Annotated in this window: 22 protein-coding genes and 1 other RNA gene; 12 read left to right on the top strand and 11 right to left on the bottom strand. The window is 62.9% G+C overall.

The genetic code is table 11. The features are described 5' to 3' along the window. Positions 1-18: 18 nt before the first annotated feature. From DESPR_RS13740 to DESPR_RS13695, 10 genes are all read left to right on the top strand, one after another. A complete protein-coding gene (locus DESPR_RS13740) occupies positions 19-498 on the top strand; it encodes a Fur family transcriptional regulator (protein ID WP_169701628.1) in 480 nt (159 codons plus the stop codon). Positions 499-721: 223 nt separating this feature from the next. Continuing rightward, positions 722-1,222, top strand: a complete 501-nt coding sequence (gene tpx / locus DESPR_RS13735; protein WP_015725397.1) for a thiol peroxidase — start codon at positions 722-724, stop codon at positions 1,220-1,222. A 217-nt stretch (positions 1,223-1,439) separates the two neighbouring features. Then, positions 1,440-1,916 (top strand): Lrp/AsnC family transcriptional regulator, encoded by a 477-nt coding sequence (locus DESPR_RS13730; protein ID WP_015725396.1) that lies wholly within the window; start codon positions 1,440-1,442, stop codon positions 1,914-1,916. 17 nt (positions 1,917-1,933) lie between these two features. Then, entirely contained in the window at positions 1,934-3,223 is a 1,290-nt protein-coding gene (locus DESPR_RS13725) for an aminomethyl transferase family protein (RefSeq protein WP_015725395.1), read from the top strand. 19 nt (positions 3,224-3,242) lie between these two features. Further along, entirely contained in the window at positions 3,243-3,638 is a 396-nt protein-coding gene (gene gcvH, locus DESPR_RS13720) for a glycine cleavage system protein GcvH (RefSeq protein WP_015725394.1), read from the top strand. Positions 3,639-3,642: 4 nt separating this feature from the next. Beyond that, positions 3,643-4,977 (top strand): aminomethyl-transferring glycine dehydrogenase subunit GcvPA, encoded by a 1,335-nt coding sequence (gene gcvPA, locus DESPR_RS13715; protein ID WP_015725393.1) that lies wholly within the window; start codon positions 3,643-3,645, stop codon positions 4,975-4,977. Further along, complete coding sequence (gene gcvPB, locus DESPR_RS13710; RefSeq protein ID WP_015725392.1) at positions 4,974-6,461, top strand: aminomethyl-transferring glycine dehydrogenase subunit GcvPB; 1,488 nt, start codon at positions 4,974-4,976, stop codon at positions 6,459-6,461. The genes gcvPA and gcvPB overlap by 4 nt, the downstream gene beginning before the upstream one ends. Positions 6,462-6,477: 16 nt before the next feature. Further along, positions 6,478-7,182, top strand: a complete 705-nt coding sequence (gene lipB, locus DESPR_RS13705) for a lipoyl(octanoyl) transferase LipB (protein ID WP_043770123.1) — start codon at positions 6,478-6,480, stop codon at positions 7,180-7,182. Further along, a complete protein-coding gene (gene lipA / locus DESPR_RS13700) occupies positions 7,179-8,066 on the top strand; it encodes a lipoyl synthase (protein WP_015725390.1) in 888 nt (295 codons plus the stop codon). The genes lipB and lipA overlap by 4 nt, the downstream gene beginning before the upstream one ends. Before the next feature lie 180 nt (positions 8,067-8,246). Next, positions 8,247-9,209 (top strand): vitamin K epoxide reductase family protein, encoded by a 963-nt coding sequence (locus tag DESPR_RS13695; RefSeq protein ID WP_015725389.1) that lies wholly within the window; start codon positions 8,247-8,249, stop codon positions 9,207-9,209. Positions 9,210-9,234: 25 nt separating this feature from the next. Here the strand turns inward: DESPR_RS13695 and DESPR_RS13690 are convergent, their stop codons facing one another. Further along, positions 9,235-10,512, bottom strand: coding sequence for an O-acetylhomoserine aminocarboxypropyltransferase/cysteine synthase family protein (locus DESPR_RS13690; protein WP_015725388.1), 1,278 nt, complete (start codon positions 10,510-10,512; stop codon positions 9,235-9,237). A 350-nt stretch (positions 10,513-10,862) separates the two neighbouring features. Between DESPR_RS13690 and DESPR_RS13685 the strand changes: the two genes are divergently transcribed. Then, a complete protein-coding gene (locus tag DESPR_RS13685) occupies positions 10,863-11,510 on the top strand; it encodes a DUF7986 domain-containing protein (RefSeq protein WP_015725387.1) in 648 nt (215 codons plus the stop codon). 6 nt (positions 11,511-11,516) lie between these two features. On the opposite strand, the gene DESPR_RS13680 is transcribed toward DESPR_RS13685, so the two are convergent. The 5 genes from DESPR_RS13680 to purF form a co-directional block, all read right to left on the bottom strand. Continuing rightward, the gene (locus DESPR_RS13680) at positions 11,517-12,110 is read right to left on the bottom strand and encodes a methyltransferase family protein (RefSeq protein ID WP_015725386.1); all 594 of its coding nucleotides are present in this window, start codon (positions 12,108-12,110) and stop codon (positions 11,517-11,519) included. A 57-nt stretch (positions 12,111-12,167) separates the two neighbouring features. Continuing rightward, positions 12,168-14,723: a c-type cytochrome gene (locus DESPR_RS13675; protein ID WP_015725385.1), complete on the bottom strand. Its 2,556-nt coding sequence runs from the start codon at positions 14,721-14,723 to the stop codon at positions 12,168-12,170. Continuing rightward, the gene (locus DESPR_RS13670; protein WP_015725384.1) at positions 14,720-15,796 is read right to left on the bottom strand and encodes a hypothetical protein; all 1,077 of its coding nucleotides are present in this window, start codon (positions 15,794-15,796) and stop codon (positions 14,720-14,722) included. The genes DESPR_RS13675 and DESPR_RS13670 overlap by 4 nt, the downstream gene beginning before the upstream one ends. Before the next feature lie 143 nt (positions 15,797-15,939). Further along, complete coding sequence (locus DESPR_RS13665; protein ID WP_015725383.1) at positions 15,940-16,146, bottom strand: ferredoxin; 207 nt, start codon at positions 16,144-16,146, stop codon at positions 15,940-15,942. A gap of 16 nt (positions 16,147-16,162) precedes the next feature. Beyond that, the gene (gene purF / locus DESPR_RS13660) at positions 16,163-17,593 is read right to left on the bottom strand and encodes an amidophosphoribosyltransferase (RefSeq protein ID WP_015725382.1); all 1,431 of its coding nucleotides are present in this window, start codon (positions 17,591-17,593) and stop codon (positions 16,163-16,165) included. A gap of 205 nt (positions 17,594-17,798) precedes the next feature. Here purF and selD point away from each other — a divergent pair, with 205 nt between their 5' ends. Further along, positions 17,799-18,863, top strand: a complete 1,065-nt coding sequence (selD, locus tag DESPR_RS13655; protein ID WP_015725381.1) for a selenide, water dikinase SelD — start codon at positions 17,799-17,801, stop codon at positions 18,861-18,863. A 15-nt stretch (positions 18,864-18,878) separates the two neighbouring features. Here the strand turns inward: selD and DESPR_RS13650 are convergent, their stop codons facing one another. The 5 genes from DESPR_RS13650 to DESPR_RS13635 form a co-directional block, all read right to left on the bottom strand. Continuing rightward, positions 18,879-20,024, bottom strand: coding sequence for a M20/M25/M40 family metallo-hydrolase (locus tag DESPR_RS13650; RefSeq protein ID WP_015725380.1), 1,146 nt, complete (start codon positions 20,022-20,024; stop codon positions 18,879-18,881). Then, positions 20,011-21,216, bottom strand: coding sequence for a 2-C-methyl-D-erythritol 4-phosphate cytidylyltransferase (gene ispD, locus DESPR_RS13645; RefSeq protein ID WP_015725379.1), 1,206 nt, complete (start codon positions 21,214-21,216; stop codon positions 20,011-20,013). Before ispD ends, DESPR_RS13650 begins: the two co-directional genes overlap by 14 nt. 10 nt (positions 21,217-21,226) lie before the next feature. Beyond that, positions 21,227-21,597: RNase P RNA component class A (gene rnpB / locus DESPR_RS17590), an RNA gene on the bottom strand. A 39-nt stretch (positions 21,598-21,636) separates the two neighbouring features. Beyond that, positions 21,637-22,245: a ribonuclease HI family protein gene (locus DESPR_RS13640; protein ID WP_015725378.1), complete on the bottom strand. Its 609-nt coding sequence runs from the start codon at positions 22,243-22,245 to the stop codon at positions 21,637-21,639. After that, positions 22,235-22,963 carry a zinc ribbon domain-containing protein gene (locus tag DESPR_RS13635; protein WP_015725377.1) on the bottom strand — a complete coding sequence of 243 codons (729 nt, stop codon included), beginning with the start codon at positions 22,961-22,963 and terminating at the stop codon, positions 22,235-22,237. Before DESPR_RS13635 ends, DESPR_RS13640 begins: the two co-directional genes overlap by 11 nt. Positions 22,964-23,005: the final 42 nt, after the last annotated feature.

The raw sequence follows: 23,005 nt of genomic DNA, 5'->3' as shown, positions 1-23,005 counted from the left end.
ATTATCAGTTTTATGCGCATGGAAACGATACACATTCAGCGGCAAATTCAACATTTTGAGCAGAGATGCAAGGGAGCGGGTCTCAAGGTGACCCACCAGCGGCTGGAGGTGTACCGGGAACTGCTCGGGGCCCGCGACCATCCATCGGCGGAAACGTTGTACAAGCGATTGGAAAGGCGTCTGCCAACCCTGTCGTTGGATACCGTCTACCGCACCCTGGCAACTTTCGAAAAGCTGGGGCTGGTCCACCGATTGGAAACAGCGGCGAGCCAAGCCCGCTACGAGGTGCTTCACACCCGCCATCACCACTTCCTGTGCGATGTCTGCGGTCAGGTCTTTGATTTTTTCTGGCCCTCCTTCGATACGGCCGAACTGCCGTCCAATGTTGGCGAGATCGGCACGGTCGATCACGCCAGCGTGGTGGTGCACGGCACCTGCACCGCTTGCGCCCAGGCCCAACAGGAGTACGATGCACGGCAAGCCGAGTCCTTGCAGTGATGGAGCCGGGCATCCCCGGGCCGACCGTCCAACGCGTTCTTCCGGAGGGCAGGAAAAAAATCTATCCGCTTCTTTTTGCTTTACAAAAAAATGATAATGATTATTTTCTGCATCAATGTATCATTCTTTGCTGGTGCACAGCGCATGGGATCTATCCCATGCGCTTTCGGGACAGACATTTGACGCAAGTTGACAACTCATTTGAACAAAAAGGAGACTCACCATGGCCAAAATCACGTTGAAAGGCAATGCAATCGAGACCATCGGCGAACTGCCGGCCAAGGGTTCAGCCGCCCCCAACTTCACCTTGGTCAAGACGGACCTGTCCGAGGTCAGCCTGGCGGATTACAAAGGAAAAAAAATCGTGCTCAATATCTTTCCGAGCATCGATACCCCGGTGTGCGCGGCCTCGGTGCGCCGCTTCAACAAGATGGCCGGTGAGACCGACAACACGGTTGTGCTCTGCATCTCCGCGGACCTGCCCTTTGCCCATACCCGTTTCTGCGAGACCGATGGCCTCAAAAATGTCGAGTCGCTTTCCGTGTTCCGTTCTCCGGCCTTTGGCAAGGACTATGGGGTGACCATCACCACTGGCCCCATTGCCGGCCTGCTGTCCCGTGCCATTGTCATTGTCGGCGCTGACGGCAAGGTGGTCCACACCGAGCAGGTTCCTGAAATCGCTCAAGAACCGGACTACGATGCCGCCCTGGCCGCCTTGAAATAATTGGTTGCCCCCGGTTTCACCCCTCCAGCTCCGGTCTTCGTTGACCGGAGCTTTTTTTTTGCCCGACAGGCGCACTTCTCTTTCCCGGCCGTTCAGGCGCACCTCGGTCGCGTTTTTTTTGTGTTTTGACGTATTCGGCAAAAAAAAAGATCAATGTTGACAGGATCGATATTTTTCTTTAGCGTTTGATCAATATTTCATCAAATCGCCGCCGCCCATGCATCTTGACGCCACCAGTCTCGCTATCATCAACCGCCTCAAGGATGGCCGGGCCTCCTTCAAGAAAATCGCCGACGATCTCCATCTGGCCGAAGGCACAGTGCGCTCGCGGGTCAAGAAGCTGATCGACGAGGGCGTACTTTCCATCAGCGGCCTGGTCAACCCCGAGGCCTTGCCCGATCAGCAGATCGTCATGGTGGGCGTGCGGGTCAAGGACATGGATCTGGTCAAGAAAGGCGAGGAGTTCAGCCGGCTGCGCGGCGTCATTTCAGTGTGCGTGGTCACCGGCCAGTTCGACCTCATCGTCACCGCCATGCTGAGTAAGGACTTTGGCCTGCTTGAGTTCTTCACCCAGGAGGTGGCGACCATCGACAATGTGCGCTCGGTCGAGACCTTTGTGGTCTACAAGAGTTTCAACCTCAAGGTTCCCCTGACCGGTCAACCGGTTCCAGGGTTCAGTGAGGGCAACGAGTAATGGGAGGAGAGCCGCGAATGGAAACAGCGTTGAAAACCACCCCGCTGCATGCCTGGCATGTCAGCCATGGGGCCAACATGGCGGCCTTCGGCGGCTATGAGATGCCGCTCTGGTATCCGGCGGGCGCCAAGGCCGAGCATCTGACGGCCATCACCGCTGCCGGGCTGTTCGACACCAGCCACATGGCGGTGCTCACCCTGCACGGCCCGGCGGTGCGCGAATTGCTGCAACGCTGCTTTTCCAAGGACCTGGAGCAATGCATCGGGCCGGGGAAAGGGCCGCTCGTTCCCGGCCGCTGCGTCTACGGGGTGTTTCTCGACGACAACGGCTGGGTGATCGACGACGCCATTGTCTATCAGTGCGGCGAGACGGACTACATGCTCGTGGTCAACGCCGCCATGGGCGGACCGGTGAGTGCCCATCTGCACCAACGTAACCCGAACGGCGATGCGGCGCGGATCACCGACCACACCGACCGGGTGGGCAAGATGGACATCCAAGGGCCGCTGGCCGGCAAGATTTTGACCCGGGTGCTGCGCGATCCTGACCAGGTTTTTGCCAAGATGGTCTACTTCTCGTTCAAGGGGAGTTTCGCTCCACAAACCCTGCCCGCCGCCGTGTCAGTGACGCTCATTGACGGCACGCCGGTGCTGGTCTCGCGCACCGGCTACACCGGCGAGTTCGGCTTTGAACTCTTTATTGCGCCGGCGCATGTCGAGCGGTTGTGGAGCCTGCTGCTCTCGGCAGGCGAGTCCGAGGGGATTATCGCCTGCGGTTTGGCGGCCCGCGACTCGTTGCGCGCCGGCGCCGGCCTGCCGCTCTCCCACCAGGATATCGGCCCCTGGCTCTTTGCCGCCAACCCCTGGCTGTTTGTGCTGCCCTGGGACGAGGCCGCCACCGGATTCACCAAGGAGTTCATCGGCAGCGCCGCCCTGCGGGCGGTGTCCGGTGCGCCCTGCACCCAGGCCTTTGCCGGCTTCGATCCACGCAAGATCCCTCTCGGCGACAGGAGCCTGGTGACCGATGTGGACGGCAATCCACTGGGCACCATCCTCACCTGCACCACCGACATGGCCATGGACCGGGTGAACGGCACCATTGTCAGCATTGCCACCCCGGTCGAGAATGGTCGCCCTGCCTCTTTCTCACCGCGCGGCCTCTGCTGCGGCTTTGTCCGTCTCCAGACCCAACTGCCCGTGGGCACGGAAATTGTGCTCACCGACGGCAAACGGAGGCTGAAGGCGGAGATCCGTGACGACATCCGGCCGGACCGCACCGCCCGCAAACCCATCCAGAATATGCTGTAACCTTTGAGGAGAACCATCCATGAAAGAACTCGACGAACTGCATCTGCCCGGCGACCTCGGCTACACCGATGACCACGAATGGGCGCAAATCACCGGTGACACCGCACGCATCGGTGTCAGCGACTATGCCCAGGACCAGCTGGGCGACATTGTCTTTGTCGAGCTGCCGGCCATCGGCGACAGCTTCGCCAAGGGCGATGAATTCGGCACCCTGGAGTCGGTCAAGGCGGTGTCCGAGCTGTACATGCCCCTGTCCGGCACGGTGATCGCGGTCAACACCGCCCTGACCGATGCGCCGGAACTGATCAATCAGGATCCGTACGGCGCCTGGATCATCGAGATCAAGCCGTCTGATCCGGGCGAATTCCAGCAGCTGCACACCGCGGCCAGCTACCTCGAGATGCTCAAAGGATAAGCCGATGCGCTACCTGCCTCATACCTCCGAAGAGATCGGTGCCATGCTCGCGGCCATCGGTGTCGACAGTCTGGACCGACTGTTTGACAGCGTGCCTGCCGAGTGCCGGATGACCAACCCCTGGAACCTGCCCGCCGCCCAGAGCGAATGGGAGCTGAACGACCACCTGCGCCAGTTGGCCGGTGCCATGCGGGTGGACGACACCTCCCAGTTGCTGGTCGGTGCCGGCAGCTATCGCCATCACATCCCGGAAACCGTGCGCAGTCTGGCCGGCCGCTCGGAATTCCTCACCGCCTACACCCCCTATCAGCCGGAGATGGCCCAGGGCACCCTGCAGGGCATCTTCGAGTATCAGACCTTGACCGCCCGGTTGCTGGGCGTGGATGTGGTCAACGCCTCGATGTACGACGGTGGTTCCGCCCTGGCCGAGGCCCTGCTCATGGGCTTGCGCATCGCCAAGAAGAAACGGCGGGTGGCCATGTCCAAGACGATTCATCCCCACTATCGCGCCGTGGTCCGGGCCTATCTCCAGCCCGCCGGCTTCGAGATCGTGGAGCTGGACTATCAGGCAGATGGCCGCACCGATCTGAGCGGGCTGGCCGGTGTCGACGACCTGGCTGCCGTGGCCCTGCAGTCGCCCAACTTCTTTGGCGTCATCGAGGATCTGGATGCGGCCGGATCGACCATTCATTCGGCAGGCGGACTGTTCATCACCTGTTTCACCGAGCCGCTCGCCTATGGCCTATTGAAAAATCCCGGTGCCTGCGGGGCGGACATCGTCTGCGGCGAGGGCCAGAGCTTCGGCATCGCCCCCTCTTTCGGCGGGCCGGGATTGGGCATGTTCGGCTGCAAGGAACCCTTTGTCCGCAATCTGCCCGGACGGCTGGTCGGCGAGACCAAGGATGTCGAAGGGAGGCGCGGCTATGTGCTGACGCTCGCCACCCGCGAGCAGCATATCCGCCGCGAAAAGGCCACCTCCAACATCTGCTCCAACCAGGGGATCTGCGCCCTGACCGCTGCCATCTACATGGCCTCGCTGGGCGGCACCGGCCTGCGTCAGTTGGCCCGACTCAACTACGACAAGAGTCAGTATTTGCACAAGGCGTTGCAGCAGGCCGGGGCGCGGATCGTCTTTGCTGCCCCGAGCTTCAACGAGTTCGTGGTCGAATTTCCGACCGACTTCCGGCCGGTGCGCGAGCGGCTGCTGGCGAGGAACATCGTCGCCGGTCTGGAACTGGGCGCACTCTATCCGGAGCGTGCGGGCCAGTACCTCTTCTGCGTGACCGAGACGATCAGCAAACAGACCATGGACGCCATTGCGGCGGAGGTGCGGGCATGAGCACAATCGAGAAGACCGGCGAATCCCTGGGGACCGGCGGGCTGATCCTCAACGAGCCGCTGTTGTGGCACAAGGGCAAGAAGGGGCGGATCGGGATGTCGATTCCCGAGAGCGATGTCCCGGCTGCCGCCATCGACGAGGCGCTGCTCGGTGCACCGGTGGATTTTCCGGATCTGAGCGAGGTCGATGTGGTCCGCCACTACACCCGGCTGTCGCAATGGAATTTCGGCGTGGACACGGGCATGTACCCGCTCGGCTCCTGCACCATGAAGTACAACCCCAAGACCAATGAGCGCCAGGCGGCCACGCCGGCCATCGCCAGCGCTCACCCAATGCTGGCCGACGAACTCTGCCAGGGCACCCTGCGGCTGCTCCATGAGTTGCAGCAGTTCCTGGCGATCATCACCGGCCTGGATGCGGTCTCCTTGCAACCGGCGGCCGGGGCACACGGCGAACTGACCGGCATGCTGATCTTCCATGCCTATCATCGCAGTCGCGGCGGTCAGCGCCACAAGATCCTCATCCCGGATACGGCCCACGGCACCAATCCGGCCTCGGCGGCCCTGTGCGGCTACAAGGCCGTGCCGGTCAAGTCGGACGACCAGGGCATGCTCGATCCGGCCCTGGTGGCCTCGCTGATGGACGAGGATACCGCCGGCATCATGCTCACCAACCCCAACACCCTGGGGCTGTTTGAGGAGCGCATCCGCGAGATCGCCGAGATCGTCCACGCCAAGGGCGGCCTGGTCTACGGCGATGGCGCCAACATGAACGCGGTGCTGGGGGTGATCGACGCGGGGCGCTGCGGCATCGACGTCCTCCACCTCAACCTGCACAAGACCTTCTCCACCCCGCACGGCGGTGGTGGGCCGGGGGCTGGGCCGGTTTGCGTCACCCGCGAACTGGAGCCCTTCCTGCCCGTGCCCCGGGTGGTCAAGGAGGGAGAACACTACCGGCTGGACAGCGACCGGCCGCTGTCGGTGGGCCGGGTGCATGCCTTTCACGGCAACTACGGGGTGCTGGTGCGGGCCTACAGCTACATCCTCACCATGGGCGAGGCCGGGTTGAAGCGGGCCAGCCAACTGGCGGTGCTCAATGCCAACTACATCAAGGAGCAGCTGAAGGATGTCCTTCATCTGCCCTATGACCGGCCCTGCATGCACGAGTGCGTCTTCTCCGACCGCAACCAGCAGGAGCGCAAGATCACCACCCTGGACATGGCCAAGCGGCTGATCGACTACGGCTATCATCCGCCGACCATCTACTTTCCGCTGGTGGTGCACGGGGCGCTGATGATCGAGCCCACCGAAACCGAGTGCAAGGATGACATCGACCAGTTCATCGCCACCCTCCGGACCATCGTTCGTGAGGCGGCCGAACAGCCCGATCTGCTCCGTCAGGCCCCGCAGCGGACCAAGGTGCGGCGGCTTGACGAGGTGCAGGCGGCCCGTTGCCCCTGTTTGGTCGGGCCGTCAGACAACTGATCTTCGCTGTTGTTTTATGTCGATGTCCGCCGCCTTCTGCGATCTGGGCCTGATGGCCTATGCGGCCGTGCATGGCCTCCAGGTCGAGCTGGCGGCGCGGCGGCATCGGGGTGAGCTGGCGCGGGACTGCTTTCTCTGTGTCGAACATCCGCCGGTGTTCACCCTCGGCCGCCACGGCGACCGGACGCATCTGGGGGTGAGCGAACCGTTTCTGCGGCAGCGAGGGATTGACGTGGTCCCGATTGAACGGGGCGGCGAGATCACCTTTCACGGGCCCGGGCAACTGGTGCTCTACCCGATCATCAGCCTGCGGCAGCGACGCCTCGGCGTCAGCGACTACGTCCAGCTGCTGGAAGAGCTGATGCTGCGCATCGCCGCCGACTGCGGTATTGGGGCCGGACGCGACTGCCGCAACCACGGCATTTGGGTGAGCGACCGCAAGCTGGGCAGCATCGGCATCGCCGTCCGCCATGGGGTGGCCTTCCATGGCCTGGCCCTCAATGTCGACCTTGATCTGGAACCCTTCCGTTGGATCAACCCGTGCGGTCTTACCGGCGTGACCATGACCTCGCTCGCAGCGGAAGGGGCCAGCGGCTGTAGCCTCGACCGGGTCAAGGTGTGCCTGCGTCGTCATCTGGCTGAACTGTTTGCTGTGGAAGTCCAATCGCTCGCCATTGATGATCTGATGGCCACATTCCCCTGCATCCAACCCCGTCCATGACCACCGAACCGATCCAACCGAAACCCCCCTGGCTGCGGCGCCGGCTGCCCAGCGGCCCCCAGTACGAACGCATCCGCTCCCTGATCAAGAACCAGTGCCTGAGCACGGTCTGTCAGGAGGCGATGTGTCCCAACCAGTTCGAGTGTTTCGGTCAGGGCACCGCCACCTTCATGCTGCTCGGCGACCGCTGCAGCCGCAACTGCCGCTTCTGCGCCGTCGGCCATGGGCCTCAATCGCCACCCGACCCGGACGAACCGGCCCGGGTGGCCGAGGCGGTGGAGACCATGGGGCTCAGCTACTGCGTGCTCACCTCGGTCACCCGCGATGATCTGGCCGACGGCGGCGCCGGCCATTTTGCCGCCGCCATTCGGGCCATCCGGGAACGCAACCCGCACACCCTGATCGAGGTGCTGATTCCCGATTTCCAGGGCAATCACCAGGCGCTGCAAACCGTGGTCGAAGCCCGGCCGGAGGTGCTCAACCACAACCTGGAAACCGTGGTACGCCTCTACCCAACGGTCCGGCCCCAGGCCGACTATCAGCAGAGCCTTGCCGTCCTGCAGCGGGCTAAAACCATGGCATCGAGCATGGTGACCAAGTGCGGCATCATGGTCGGGCTGGGGGAGACAGAGGTGGAGTTGGGCCAACTCTTTGCCGATCTCACCCGTGCCGGTTGCGATATCCTCACCATCGGCCAGTATCTTCAGCCCTCGCGCGCCCATCTGGAGGTGGTCCGCTATCTGCCGCCTTCGGAGTTTGCCCTCCTGGAACAGCAGGCCCTGGCCATGGGACTGAAGGCCGTGGCTTCGGCCCCCTTTGTCCGTAGTTCCTATCAGGCCGAAGCGCTGTACCGGCGTGTTCTCCACGCAGTCCCGTCCCGGTGAGCCTTCTCTGCCCGTTGCGGGAACCTGCTTCATAATTCTCCGTCGTTTCGTTCTTCTCTTCAGTGAGGTTGACACAAAGGGGAGAATGGTTCATTATAGGCGATCTTTGCACACACCATTGGCCTTGCCCGCACCTGCGGGAATCCGGCCGCATGCTGCCAGTCCAACCTCCGGTACCCCATGCTGAAGAGAAAAAACGCCGCGCTCCAACTGGGCCAGTTTTTGGCCCTTGTCGCCAGTCTGCTGATTGTCGGGCAGATCGGTTACACCCTCTATCAGGGATCGCCCCTGTGCCTCAATGGCGGCTGCAAGGTGGTGGAAAAGTTGACCCGGGTTTCGCCCTTGGTATTCAATGGGGTGGGACTGTTCTTCTTCCAGCTGGTGTATTGGGGGCTGCGTTCAGCCCGGGGAGAGATGCGGCGGCTGCCGCAGTTTATTCGCACGGTCCTGCTGGCCGGGCTCGGGGTGGAGGCGGTACTGGTCAGCTTCCAGTATCTGGTCGCTCAGGCGTTCTGTGCCTACTGTGTCGGGATTCTCGCCTTCGTGGTGCTGCTTAACCTGCTGCTTGGCTGGAAACAGATCGTGCCCGGATTTCTGGTCTTCGCCACCGCGGCGCTGGCCTTTGCCAGTCTGGACCTCGCCCGCAACCCTGTCAACGGCGAACAGGCCTTCACCGCCGGCGTGTTCGCCAGCCGTCCGGGACTGCTGAAGTACCCCCAGCACTATCTGTTCTATGCCTCCACCTGTGACCACTGTGAACGGGTGATCGCCTCGCTGAAAACCAACGGCCGGGCCACCGTGGCCTTCAACCCCATCGACCAGGTCACCTCCATCGACCTGCCGCAGGTGATCGTCAATGCCGGTTATTCGCCTTCCCTGAACAAAAACCTGCTGACCGCCCTGGGGATCGAGGAAATTCCCGTGCTGATGACCAGAACCCCGGAAGGGTGGACGATCCGCAGGGGAGAAGCCGCCATTCTGGCCTATCTCGGCACCCCGGAAAGCACGCCGGCAAGCGGTCAGTCCAGCGTTTTGCCTGGGACCGCACCCCCGTCCGGCATCCCCGGATTGGACGGCGGCGATGGCTGCCAGGTCTCGACCGACTGCACCAGTGGCGCTTCCGGGCAGTCGACCGTGCCGTGATCGTGTTCCCGCTGCCGTCTTTGGCTCAGACCAGGGCCTGATCCAGATCCCAGAACAGATCCTCCGTATCCTCCAACCCGACGCTCAGGCGGATCATGTCCGGCGTGACCCCGGCCCCGCGCAGTTCTTCATCGCTCAGTTGACTGTGGGTGGTGCTGGCCGGGTGGATGGCCAGGCTTTTCGCGTCGCCGACATTGGCCACATGGCTGAACAGCTTGAGATTGTCGATAAAACGTTCACCCGCCTCTCGTCCCCCCTTGATGCCAAAGGTGAGAATCGCCCCCGCGCCCTCGGGTAGATAACGCCGTGCCCGCTCGTAACTGGGATGATCGGCCAGCCCCGGATAGCTCACCCAGGCCACCTGCCGGTGCTGCTGGAGAAATTCGGCCACAGCCAGGGCATTGGCCACATGCCGTTGCATGCGCAGGCTCAAGGTTTCGATGCCCTGCACGGTCAGCCAGCTGTTGAAGGGCGCGGCGGACATGCCCAGATCGCGCAGCATTTGCACTCGTGCCTTGAGGATGAAGGCCGGCGGCCCGAGGCTGCTGTAGACCAGGCCGTGATAGGAAGGGTCGGGTTCGGTGAAGGTGGCGAACCGGCCGGAACGCCAGTCAAAGGTGCCGCTGTCGACCAGCAGGCCGCCCAGGCAGGTGCCGTGGCCGTTGAGGAATTTGGTGGTGGAATGGCTGACGATGTGGGCGCCCCATTCGATCGGCCGGCACAGGTAGGGCGTGGCCAGGGTGTTGTCGATCATCAGCGGCAGATTGTGCGCCCGGGCGATGGCCCCGACCTCCTCGAAGGGAAAGACGATCAGACCGGGATTGCCCAGGGTCTCGCCATAGATCAGCCGGGTGGTGGGGCGAATGGCGCGGGCAAAGGAATCCGGATCGCTTGGGTCGGCAAAGCTGACCTCGATGCCCAGACGAGGCAGGGTGTAGCGCAGCTGGTTGTAGGTGCCGCCGTAGAGGCTGCTGCTGGAGACGATATGATCGCCGGCGCCGCACAGGGTGAGAAAGGCGAGCGTTTGCGCGCCATGGCCGCTGCTGGCCGCCAGCCCGCCAATGCCGCCTTCCAGGTCGGTCACCCGTTGCTCGAGCACGTCGGTGGTCGGGTTCATGATCCGGGTGTAGATGTTGCCGAATTCCTTGAGGGCAAAGAGGTTGGCCGCGTGCTCGGCGTTCTTGAACAGGTAGGACGTGGTTTGGTAGAGCGGCACGGCCCTGCTGCCGGTAACCGGATCAACGCTCTGGCCGGCATGGAGTTGACGGGTGGTGAATCCGAAGTGGCGGTGTTGGTCTGTCATGGAACGACCTCTTTGCATGGGGGTTGGCGGGCAAGAAACGAGGGTATGGCGAACGATGGGAACGAGCGGGCAACGGTCTGTCTCTGTTTTTCGGAGGGCGTGCATTGCATCGGCCCATCCGTGGTTGCCCAGGGAGTATACAATATTTTCCGGCAAACAACGAACGTCTTGTCACGGGAGCGGGCATCGGGTTCGCCGCCGTCATTCCCCAAAACGAGCGGGAAAAACAGCGGACCGTGATGTTCTTGGTGGACTGCACGCCTGCCGCGCGGTATGGAGAGTTTTTTCTCCGTGTCCTTGACGATGCGTGCAAGAACCATCACCCTATGTCCCAATAGAGGAGCAAGGTCGTGCCGTCAATCATCCCCGACAATCTTGAAGACCTGGTGGCCGAGTATAAACGACTGTGGCCGCTGATGCCCGTGCTCCATGCCCGCGCGGCCAAACTGGCCGGCAAGGAGGCCATTCGGGCCTGCGGCAAGCGGCTGGGCATGTTCAGCAAACAGAACGGAAAATTCGTCATCGGTTTCGAGCACGAACTGGAGATGGATGTCTTTCAGGACTATCTGCTCTACATGTATCGGCCGCGTGGATTCAGCCTGGTGCGGCAGCTGCTCAACCGCAAGCTCTATCCCCAGGGGAGCGATGAGCGCATGCTCCTGGAAGGTATGATCCAGGCCCGGTTTTCGGTCTTCTGGCTCAGGGAGATCGTCCCGGCAGGCGGCGTGGTGGCGCTTGATGTGATCACCGGCGAGGAGCTGTTCATCCTCGACCAGTCCTTGCCACAACAGGGAGATGCGGTCGGCCTGCTCACCGCCTTTCGCCTCTTTCCCTTTGGCGACGCCTGGATGCACACCGGGGCCAACATGTCCTTCGGCAGGATCGAGGATGCCGGCGATTTACGACCGCTGGGCCGGTTTCTGAGTGAAAAGGAAGAACGGCAACTGAACGAGGCCAATATTCGCCGCTGGCGGGCACTGCTCGGGGAGGCCGAGTAACCGCCTTCAGCGGCCGAACTTCCAGGGGATGAACATCGGCACGTTCCGGCAATAGGCGCGGTAAGGCTCGCCGAGGAGTGCCCGCATTTTGCGTTCCTCCAGCAACGCGCCAATGACGAGATAGACAGAGAGGATGGCGCGGCTGACCAGGGTGACATCGGTCAGTTCCGGCAGGGCCCAGAGCAGGGCGAAACCGCCGCTGTACCAGGGGTGGCGGACAACGCGGAGGATGCCGCGTGCCTGGAAGGTCGGCGGCGGACTGGCCTGCCCTGCCCGGTACGCGCGCCATTGGGCGAGGCCGAGGAAGGTTTGCAGGTCGTAGACCCGCAGGCCACCGCCGAACAGGACCAAGGCATAAAGGAACAGCAGTCCTTGCACACCCCGCAGCCACAGGGGCACTGGACCGAAGGGATGCTGCGGCAGATGGGCCGTGTACCACAACAGCGGCAGCAGGGTGCCGAGGGCGGCAACCACATAGCCGATCCGGTACAGCCCTAGCCAAAGGCCGCCCCTGTGTTCAACCCACCGCCTGACCGTGGCGGTGATCAGCAGGCTGTGCACCGCGCACCATCCCACCCACAAAATGATCAGCAGCAACATCGGTGTTGATCCTCAAAGAACAGGAGCATGCCGCTCCGCCCAAATGCCTTCTTGTGGCTATTCATTGCGAAAATCACGCAGGCTGTTGGGGTGGTGCATTTCGTCCTCCATGGCCACGGTGTGGCAGACCGCGCAGTGGCGATTTGCTCCCAGGGGTAACCGGTTGCGCTGGTACTGCAACGGCTGGAGGACATCCAGCCCGGGGCCGTGGGCATTGACGGCCGGATAGACCGCATGCGGACTGGAGTGGCAGGCGGCGCAGAACAGGCGGCCGCTGTCGTCGGTGCGGTTGCGGTACAGCGCCTGTTCGTCCTTGGTCCAGGTGTTGGCCAGGGTATCGCTTGCCGGAGCCTGGTACTCGACATGGCAGTGCAAACAATCGGGCTGGTTGCTCCAGGGGACGCGCGGGGCGACCTGCTCCCTATCCGCCACGGATCGTGGCGCGAGGTGGGACATGAGGGCGACGGCCCGCGTCGTGCCTCTCTTTCGTTCCTGTTGTAGCAGCCCCAGGGCAAGATCCTCGATGGAGCCATGGCAGTTGGTGCAATCCATGCCCAGGGCGGCATGGATGTCGCGCAAACTCCTGGTGGCGCCGGTGGGCGAGGAGGGATGGCAGAGGGCGCAGGCTTCCGCGCCTTTGCCCCTGAGGTAAGGGGCGTGGAACCCGTGGATGGCGGCGGAGAGGTTGAGCCGGGCAGGATCGCCCCCGGCCTCGACCAGGGGATCGCCGTGGCAGTTCTGACAGCGGACCGCTTGGCCGTCCCTGGTGGCGGCCAGCAACTGGGTGTGGCTCAACCGGTCGTGAGCCTGGAGGATGTTGAGGGCGGTCATTCGGGTGAGGCCGGCGCGATTGCCGGGTTGGCCGCCGTGGCAGTTACTGCAGCCGATTTCGGTGGACACCGGCGCCACCATCTCAGTGGTGGCCAACAGGGTGTCGTTTTCGTCCCGCGCCTCGATGGTGACCACCGGGTAGGGGTCGAAATCCGGTCGCTCGGTGGGCAGCAGTCGAAGGTCATCGGCCACGAATACATCCTCCTCGATGACCATTTCTCCGGTCAAGTCATCTCGTTGGGCTACGCCGTCCTGTGTTTTGTCCACCCGGTAGGTGAGGGTGACGCCTTGGTTGACGATTTCCGGCGTTTCGCCGCGCCGAATCAGCTGGGCCCGCAGGCCGTTGCCTGGGGGCAGCAGTGACAGCAGGCCGCTGACTTCGCCGACATAGCGCATGCCCAAGGTGCTCCAGGCGAGCAGCACAAATGGGCTCTGCTCGGGATAGAAAGGAGGCGGCGTCACCTTTTTTTCCGGCAGGGTTGGCGAGGCGGGGTCGCTGCGGCCGTTGAGCCCATGGGCGATGAAGGCGGCGAGGGCGGCCCGTTCCTCGGCGGTGCCGGCAAAGGGCGGCATGGAAGGGGAGAATAGATCCATGCCGCTGATCATGGCCTCCAAGCCGCTCGGGGTGAACGGCGCGGCCAGCGGTTTGATGTCCCGCACCGGTCCGCCGATGCTATGGCAGGAGAGGCAGAGCAGGTTGTACAGCTCCCGGCCGGCAGCCAGTTTGTTGTCGGCGGTGATTTTTCGGTGGCGCACCCATTTGGCTGTTTGCAGCAGGCCGTCCCGCTGCAGGCGGGCGATGTCCTTGTGCTGGATGGAGGTTGAATACATGACCCCACGAATGATGTCCGGTCGGCGGCCGCCCTCACGGATGAATTCGAAGCAGCCGATGTAGAGCTGGCCGACCAGCAACAACCCCACGGCCAGTACCTTGCTCAGCCCGACGGGCAGGCGGAGGATCAGCAGTAGGCCGCCGAGCACCAGCAGCGGCGAGCCGAGGAGAAAGCCGTCGATGAAGGGGCGCATCGACGGCATGCGGGTAAACATCGTTTCCTCTAGTTCGGGCGGCAGGGCGGCCCGATACCAGAAGGCGGAGGTGGCAAAGAGCACGAAGGGAACCAGCAGCCAGCGGGCGCAGAAACGAACCATGGTGGTGCGCAGGTTGGCGTCCTTGATCCAGGTGGCGGTCAGCAGGCCGAACAGGCCGGCGATGATCAGGGCCAAAAAGGTGCGGAAGAAGAGCGAGGGCCAGAAGCTCGGGTTGAAGAATCCGGACCAGAAACTGCCGGTTTGCGGCCAGTCTCCGGGCGTGAGCATGAAGCCGATGATGCCGTTGATCAGGAACAGCGACATCCAGGCTGAGCCGAAATAGATCCAGCCGAGCACCCGATGGCGGGAGGGGTGCAGCCGTCCGAAGGTATAGGCATAGAGGAACAGGGAGACGATTTCCAGCAGGAAGAACACCCATTCCGAGGCCCAGGCAAAGACAAAGGTGTGGATGAGGATCGAGGTGGCTGCTGGGTTGAGCAGGGCGATGATGAACCAGATGCCCACCCCGGTGATCGAGCCGGCCACCATGGTGAGTACGAGAAAGAAACGCGCATGCCGGCGAACATACTCGAGGATCGCCGGGTTGTGTTCCCGCTCGGCCTTGCGCTCGGCCAGCACCAGGAACAGGCCGCCGCCCACGGCGAAGTGGGCGATGTAGACATGGAACACGGCAATGAGGATGATCCACAGGCCGCCGCCGAAAGCATCGAGCTGCCAGACCGGATAGTTCATGGCCGGTCCTCCTGGTTTGCGCACGAACGCAAGGTGAAGCGCACCATCCAGCCGATCAGCGTCACCCCGGCGAGAAGCACGAGCAGGAAGAACAGCAGGGGGGCGGAGGAGGGGTTGACCGGCAGTTGCGCCGGTGAAAACCAAGGCGCCAACAGGACGGTCCGCAGCAGACTGCGGGCGAGCACCATCAGGCCGATGGTGCCCAGGGTGCACCAGAGGGCGGGGAGGGCCCGGCCAGCCAGGCCGAGGCCAATGGCCGGCACGGAAAGGGCAATGCCGCCGACCAGGGTCGCGAGCAAGAGCAAGCCGGGTATGGTTGTCGTGAGCATTCCTTTGGGCAGGGTGGCCAGGAACCAGAAGCCGACGGCAAAATTGGCCATGGTGGCATAGCTGAACCACCGGCAGCCGGAAGCCACCCACGCACCTGCGTTGCGATCACCGCCGCGTTGCCGCCAGTGGAAAAAGAGGGCGATGGCCAGGCCGCCAACCGCCACCGAGGACACCATGAAATGGAGGTAGCGGGGCAAGAGCATGGGATCATCCAGGGCCAGGAGCAGGCCCCTTGGCTGATCGAAGTAGCGATCCCAGGCGATCGGCTTCTGCATGAGACTGATATTGTTGGTAAAGATAAAGGCAATGGCCAACAGCAGCAGGGTGGCTAAACCGATCACCGCCAGCCGCGCGTCTCCCAGTCGGGGGTACAGGTCTTTGTAGACATAGGCCAATCCATAGGCGATGATGAGCAGTCCGACCACCGCCAGCCAGAACACCGCCATGAGGATGGAACTGGTGTAGATGAGATGCCCATAGAGCACCTGAACAAAGAGCAGTGGCGCCACGCCGAAGTTGACCGCAAAGGCGATGGTGAAGGGCAGGTTGCTGGAGATCGCTTCGGTACAGGAGGCACGATCGTTCGTACCGCGTAGATGGCTGACCAGGCCAATGAACGCTGTGCCGAGCATCGCGTTCATGGCCACAAGGTGAAGAAAAAAGGTGAGCAGCAGGAATGCCTGAAACCACCACCAGGAAACGGGAATGGCGTCGGGAATGGGAATGAGCGCGGCGGGATCCATGGTCGCCTCCTTGCTTGGGTTGGTTCACTGGCTCCGCGTACGGGAACAGGATGCACCCCGCCCAGGGGCGTCGCGGCACGAATGGTCCAGGCCGGGAATCGATGGAATCCGACTGACGACGCAGGCTGGCCCCGTTGGTCTGGTCAGGCGTCGATATCCTCCCCGCTGACGAGGATACACTTCTTCGGACAAAAGGCCGCAGCCCGACGAACGTCCTCGGTTACTTCCTGATCGGGGTTGAGCAGTTGAGCCCTGCTGGTGAGCGGGGTAAGTCCGAACACCTCGGGACACATCTCGCAGCAGCTGCCGCAGCCGTTACAACGATAACTGTCGATGGCGAGCGCAGGCATGCATCCGGCAGGGGGATCAGCAACCGCAGCCGGAAAAGGCCTCTTTGGTAAAGGTCTTGTCCGGCTCGATCGGGTATTCGCCGGTGAAACAGGCCAGGCAGAAGTGGTCGCGGCTCAGGCCGGTGGCCTCCACCAGCCCCTCGGGACTGAGGTAGTGGAGCGAGTCGAGCCCCAGGTAGTCGCGGATGCCCTCGACCGTGTTGCCAGCGGCCACCAGCTGCGAACTCGACGGGAAGTCGATGCCGTAGTAGCAGGCGTGCCGGGTGGGGGGGCAGCTGACCACCATGTGCACTTCGGCGGCGCCAGCGCGGCGCAGGGACTGCACCCGGCTGCGGCCGGTGGTGCCGCGGACGATGGAGTCCTCGACGATAATCACCCGCTTGCCGGTGAGCAGCGAACGAACCGGATTGAGTTTGACCCGGACGGAGAAGTCGCGCATCGACTGGGTCGGCTGGATAAAGGTCCGGCCGACGTAGTGGTTGCGGATCATGCCCATCTCCAGCGGGATGCCCGAGGCGTTGGAATAGCCGATGGCCGCGTAGTTCCCCGAATCGGGAAAGGGCATGACGAAGTCGGCCTCGATGCGCGCTTCCCGGGCGAGGATTTCGCCCATCCGTTTGCGGGCCGCGTAGACATTGAAGCCGAAAACGTCGCTGTCGGGCCGGGCGAAGTAGACGTGTTCGAAGATGCAGTAGCTCTTTTGCGCCGGCGCCCAGGGAAAGAGCGAGGTCAGGCCCTTGTCGTTGATGATCAGCGCTTCGCCGGGCTCGACGTCGCGGATGTACTCGGCCTCGATCAGGTCCAGGGCGCAGGTCTCGGAGGCGACCACATGGGCGCCGTTGTCGAGCACTCCCAAACAGAGCGGCCGGAAGCCGTTGGGGTCGCGGACCGCGATCATGGTGTCCGGGGTCATGAGCAGCAGCGAATAGGCGCCCTGGATGCAGGAAAAAGTGGTTTTGATCGCCTCCTGCAAGCCGCGGTCGATGTGACGGGCCATCAGGTGGATGACGATCTCGCTGTCCATGGTGGTCTGGAAGATCGATCCCTGTTGTTCCAGGTGGCGGCGGAGGGCAATGGAATTGACCAGATTGCCGTTGTGGGCGACGCTGAGCGCGAGCCCCTTGTGGGTGGCCATGAACGGCTGGGTGTTGATGATGTTCGATTCGCCGGTGGTGGAATAACGGACGTGGCCGGTGGCCAGATGACCGGAGAGGCGCTGTAGGGTGCGCTCGCTGAAGACGTCGGCCACCAGGCCCATGTCCTTGTGCAGCACGACCTTCTTGCCGTCGCCGGCAACGATGCCCGCGCTCTCCTGGCCTCGGTGCTGCAGGGCATACAGGCCGAAATAGACGAGTTTGGCGGCATCCTGGTGACCGAAAACCCCGCAGATACCGCATTCATGCCGGGGTTTTGTCGAGAGATCCTGATGTGGTCCGTTTGTGTTCATATCCACAGCCTACAAAAATGTCGGGTGGCGCCAAAAATCGAAAGGCACAAAGGACATTTTCCTTGTGCCTGTACTTGTGTCGATCCAGCGCTCTTGAAGAAGGTTATTTACAACCAGATTACACGTTTTTTTTCAACAAAATATCGGGTATTCTCACAGAATATTGCAGCAAGAACCACGGAACATTTCAACATCGATCCCTGCCATGACTACCCTACCGATCAAACTGACCGCCACCGTCAAGGCTGCGGGCTGAGCCGCCAAGCTGGGCCCGGGGGACCTGGGCCGGATACTGTGCGGACTCGACCTGCCACACGACCCCAACCTGCTGGTGGGCACGCAGACCTGCGACGACGCCGGGGTGTACCGCCTTGATGACACCACCGCCCTGATCCAGACTGTGGATTTTTTCACTCCCATTGTCGACGATCCCTACGATTTCGGCCGGATCGCCGCCGCCAACGCCCTGTCCGATGTCTACGCCATGGGCGGCCGGCCGCTGTTGTGCATGAACATTCTCGCCTGTCCGGTCAAAACCATGGAGCAGGAGGTGTTCCGCCGGGTGGTGGAAGGGGGGCTGGACAAGATCCGCGAGGCCGGCGCCCTCTTGGTGGGCGGCCACTCGATCGAGGATGCGGAGTTGAAGTACGGTCTGGCGGTGACCGGCCTGGTCCATCCGCAGCGGGTGCTGCAAAACAGCGGCGCACGCCCGGGCGACGTGTTGCTGCTCACCAAACCGCTGGGCACCGGCATCCTCTCGACCGCGATCAAGGGTGGATTGGCGGGAACTGCGCTGGAACAACAGCTGGTGGAACTGCTGGCCACCCTCAACCGGCTGCCGATGGAACTCCTCAACAGGGATGAGAACTTGCGGGCCGGGGTCCACGGTTGTACGGACATCACCGGGTTCGGCCTCTTTGGCCACCTCCACGAGATGGCCGAGGCCTCGAAGGTTTCCCTTCATGTTGACCAAGCCCAACTGCCGATCCTGGCCGAGGCGCGCGGATTTGCCGACATGGGCATTATCCCCGAAGGCGCCTACCGGAACCGGGAATTTTACCGGCAGTGGGTCCGCTCGGCGCTGCCGGCGATGGACAGCCTGGAGATGATCGGCTACGATCCGCAGACCTCGGGCGGCCTGTTGCTGTCGCTCAATCGGGCAACCGCCGAACAGTTGCTGGAGCGGCTCGGCCGGGAAGGGTATGCGCCGGCCTGCGGGATTATCGGCGAGGTTCGGGCAACCGATCCGGGGCTGGTGTCCATCCGCTGAGCATTTCCGTACCGGTTAGCAGGACGGCTCGGTCAACAGGGCGATCAGCAGCCGGGTCAGGTCGACCATGTCCTGCAGTTCCACCTGTTCGCTGGTGGAATGGACGTTGGTCATGCCGGTGGCGATGATCGCCGTGGCCAGCCCATGGCCGTTGAAGATATTGGCATCGCTGCCGCCGCCCGCCTTCTCGTAACTCAATTCCATGCCGATTGATCGCGCGGCCGCCTCCACCCGCCGTAGCACCGGATTGTCCGGGCTCAGCCCCATCACGGAAAAATCCTGGCGCACCTCGATGTTGACCGAAGGCACGCCCTTGGCCGAACCGGTCGGGTCGGACCAGGCGGCGATGGCGGCATTGAAAATCTCGCGGATTTCCTCCGTCACCCGCTCCAGCTTGTCCAGCGAATGGCTGCGCACCTCGGCCTCGATCATCACCCGTTCCGGGACGATATTGCAGGCCGTGCCGCCGCTGATGGTGCCGAAGTTGACCGTGGTTTCCTCGTCGATGCGGCCGCTGCGCACCTTGGCCAACGCTTGACCGGCGAGGATCATGGCATTGACGCCCCATTCCGGATGGAGGCCGGCATGGGCCGCCACGCCGTTGATGGTGATGTACACCCGGTTGAGGGCCGGGGCATGGGTAACAACGCGGGCAAAGCCGCTGGAGTCAAGGGCATAGCCTTCCTTGGCCCGTACCAGCGCCGGGTCGAGGGCCTTGGCGCCGATCAGGCCGATCTCCTCGCAGGTGGTGATCACCAGTTCCACCGGGCGGTGGGCAGTGCCGTTTTCCCGCATCAGTCGCAGGGCTTCGATGCAGGCCGCGATCCCGGATTTGTCGTCGCTGCCGAGAATGGTGTCGCCGGCGCTGGTGAACAGGTCGCCGCTGCGTTTGACCCGCACCCCCTCGGCGGGTTGTACCGTGTCCATGTGGCAGGAAAAGAAGATTGGCGTCAGCGGCAAGGTGCCGTCGAAGCGGATGATCAGGTTGCCGCATTCCGAACCGGTTTGGGCGCTGGAATCGTCCTCGATGATCTCTGTTGCCCCCATGTCGCGAAAAAGTTCCTGCAAACGCCGAGAGATGCGTCCTTCCCGGCGCGATGGGCTGTCGATTTCGCACAGTTCAATGAAGTTGGCGGCCAGTCGTTCTCTATTCACATCCATGCTCAGACCTCACAAGGACGACGGCATGGGCGGCAATGCCCTCGCCTCGTCCGGTGTATCCCATTTTTTCGGTAGTGGTTGCCTTGATATTGATGGCCGCGGGTGCGACCTTGCAGCAGCGGGCCAGATTGATCTGCATTCCGGCCAGGTGCGGCGCCAGCTTGGGCTGCTGGCAGACAATGGTAATGTCGGCGTTGCTCAGCGCGTATCCCCGGCTTTCCGCCAGGTGCTGCACCTGGGCGAGCAACAGCAGGCTGTCGATTCCCTTGTACCGGGGATCGGAGTCCGGAAAATGACGGCCGATGTCGCCGGCGCCCAGGGCGCCAAGCAGGGCATCGGTCAGGGCGTGGGCCACGACATCGGCGTCGGAATGGCCGTCCAGGCCCAGGGCATAGTCGATGGTCACTCCACCGAGGATCAGCTTGCGGCCAGGGACCAGGCGATGGGCATCGAAACCGTGACCTATCTTCATGCTCCGTTCCTCCTGCACCAGGGCGGCGGCCAACCGCAGGTCTTCTGGGCGGGTAATTTTGAAATTGCGTTCGCTGCCTTCCACCACCCGTACCGGGATACCGGCGGCCTCCAGCAGCGAGGCCTCGTCGGTGCCGACAAAGCCCTGCTGCTCGCCCCAGGCAAAGGCCCGTTGCAACAGCGACCTGCGCGCCGCCTGCGGCGTCTGGGCCTGCCAGAGGCCGGAGCGGTCAACGGTGTGGCGGATGACGCCCGAATCGGCCACGTTTTTGAGCGTATCCTTGACCGGCACCGCGGCGATCACCGCGCCCTGTTCGGCAGCCCCGCGCAGGCAGCGGAGAATGGTGGCCCGGTCGACCAAGGGGCGGGCCGCGTCATGGACCAGGACCAGCTCGATCTCCGGCGGCAGGGCGTTCAACCCGGCGCGTACCGAATCCTGGCGGGTGGCGCCGCCGACGGTCACCCGCAGGCGATCGGTCTGTCCGGGCGTCAAGTGGGTGTGGAGCAGCTCGATGGTTTGATCCAGGTAGGCGCTGGGAGCGGCCACCACCAGCCAGCGGATGGCGGTGACCTCAAGGAAGGCCCGGCAGGTGCGCACCAGCATCGGCGTCCCGGCCAGGTCGAGGAACTGTTTGGGATGGGAAGCGCCGAAGCGGGCGCCGATCCCCCCGGCCGGAATGATGACCCCGGCACAGGGCGGCTGCAGGGTGTTGTTGTCCACGGTGTGAGAAAAAGAGGGGTGAATTGTAAGCCGAATTCTGTTTCCGCCCGAAAGCGGACCATGATCATTTAACTGGGATGCCGGTCGCCCGGCATCTCGTGCAACCTACCCGGAGGCTTCAGGCGGGCCGCCCTCAAACGCCTCCCTATTTGGTCTTGCACCCGGTGGGGTTTGCCTTGCCCCCCATGTCGCCATGGGGGCGGTGAGCTCTTACCTCGCCATTTCAACCTTGCCTGTGGGCGCCTGCGCGCCCCATCGGCGGTGTGTTTTCTGTGGCACTTTCCCCCGGTTGCCCGGAGTTCGCGTTACGAACCACCGCGCCCTGTGGTGTTCGGACTTTCCTCCCCGGCACGAGGCCGGAGCGATCATGCATTCACCCCTCTAGCTTGGTCGGCGGCATGACGGCACATGAACATACCCTCAACCGCCGTGTTGATCAATCCCCCTGTTGGCCAACTGGTCGGCGCGGGCGTTTTGCGACCGGGGCACATGGGTGATGGACCAGGCAGCGAACCGGTCGAGCCGTTCCTGAACCTGCTGGAACAGGGGGAGCAACGCCTCGTTTTTGACCTTGTATCGCCCCTGGATCTGGCGAACGATCAGTTCCGAATCGAGAAACACCGCCACGTCGGTACAGCCATGCCGCAGGGCCTCGTCCAGTCCGATGAGCAAGGCCTTGTATTCGGCGACATTGTTCGTGCAGACGCCCAGATAGACCGATTTGGCCGCCAGCTCCTCGTTGCCGTTATCGAGCAGCACCGCCCCGGCACCAGCCTGGCCGGGGTTGCCCCGGGAAGCGCCATCGGTGAACAGCCGGCAACACCCTTGCGCACGAGCGGTCACAGCTGCGGTGGCGGGAGGCCCGGTGGCCGCTGGTGCCTGGGAAGGTTCATTCCCCGGCCCGCCGGCAATGATCCGGCGCAGAGAGGCGGGGAGCTGGCCAGGAAAGAGGCGCGTCAACTCCGCATCGTCGAGCTGATCCGCCAGCCGCCGCAGAACCGCTTCCCGGACCGCCGCGTCATTTGTCAACGGCGAATTCCTCGGGTTCCTTGTAATAGAGAATGCGCTGGCAGGTCGGGCAGAGGTTGAGTTTGTCGGCCTTGCGCACCTCGTTGACCTGCTGGGGCGGCAGGGCCATGTAGCATCCCTGGCAGACGCTATCGTTGATCGGCACCACCGCCAAGCCGTCGCGCTTGGTGAGCAGCATGGTGTAGCGTTTGAGATAGGGGCCATCCAACTCCGCGGCCTCGACCTCCCGCTGGTTGACCACGGATTTTTTTGCCTGCTCGATCCGTTTGATCTCCTTGTCGACGTTCTCAGTTTCTTCCGTCAAAAGCTGCTGTTCGCCGGCGCACAGGTTTTCCAGGGTGGCGACCTCCTGCTCCAGTTGCTCGATCTGCTCGATAAACTGCAACAGACGATCCTCGGTTTCCTTGACCAGCTTCTTGTTGTCCTCGATTTCCTTGAGCAGGGCCTGGTGCTCGCGGCTGGTCTGCACCTGCATCATCTTGTTCTGCCGGTCCTTGACCCGGGCGCCGGCATCATCATGCTCGCTTTTGGTTTCCCGCTGTTTCTGGTTGAGCAGTTCGATCTTGCCCCGGAAGGCGGCGATCGCCTCTTGTTTTTCGGCGATCGCCTGCTCGCGGCCGGCGATAATCGCCTGATGCTTGGCGATGGCGTGGTCGAACCCGGCAATTTCACTGTCGATTGCCTGCAGCTTGATGAGTTTGAATATTTCCTCTTTCAATGATGAACTCCTCGATCGGTCTGTCTGGTGGTAGAAACGGTA

It is taken from the genome of Desulfobulbus propionicus DSM 2032, assembly GCF_000186885.1.
In the GTDB taxonomy this organism is placed as follows: Bacteria; Desulfobacterota; Desulfobulbia; order Desulfobulbales; family Desulfobulbaceae; genus Desulfobulbus; species Desulfobulbus propionicus.
This window is presented reverse-complemented; position numbering and strand designations above follow the sequence as displayed.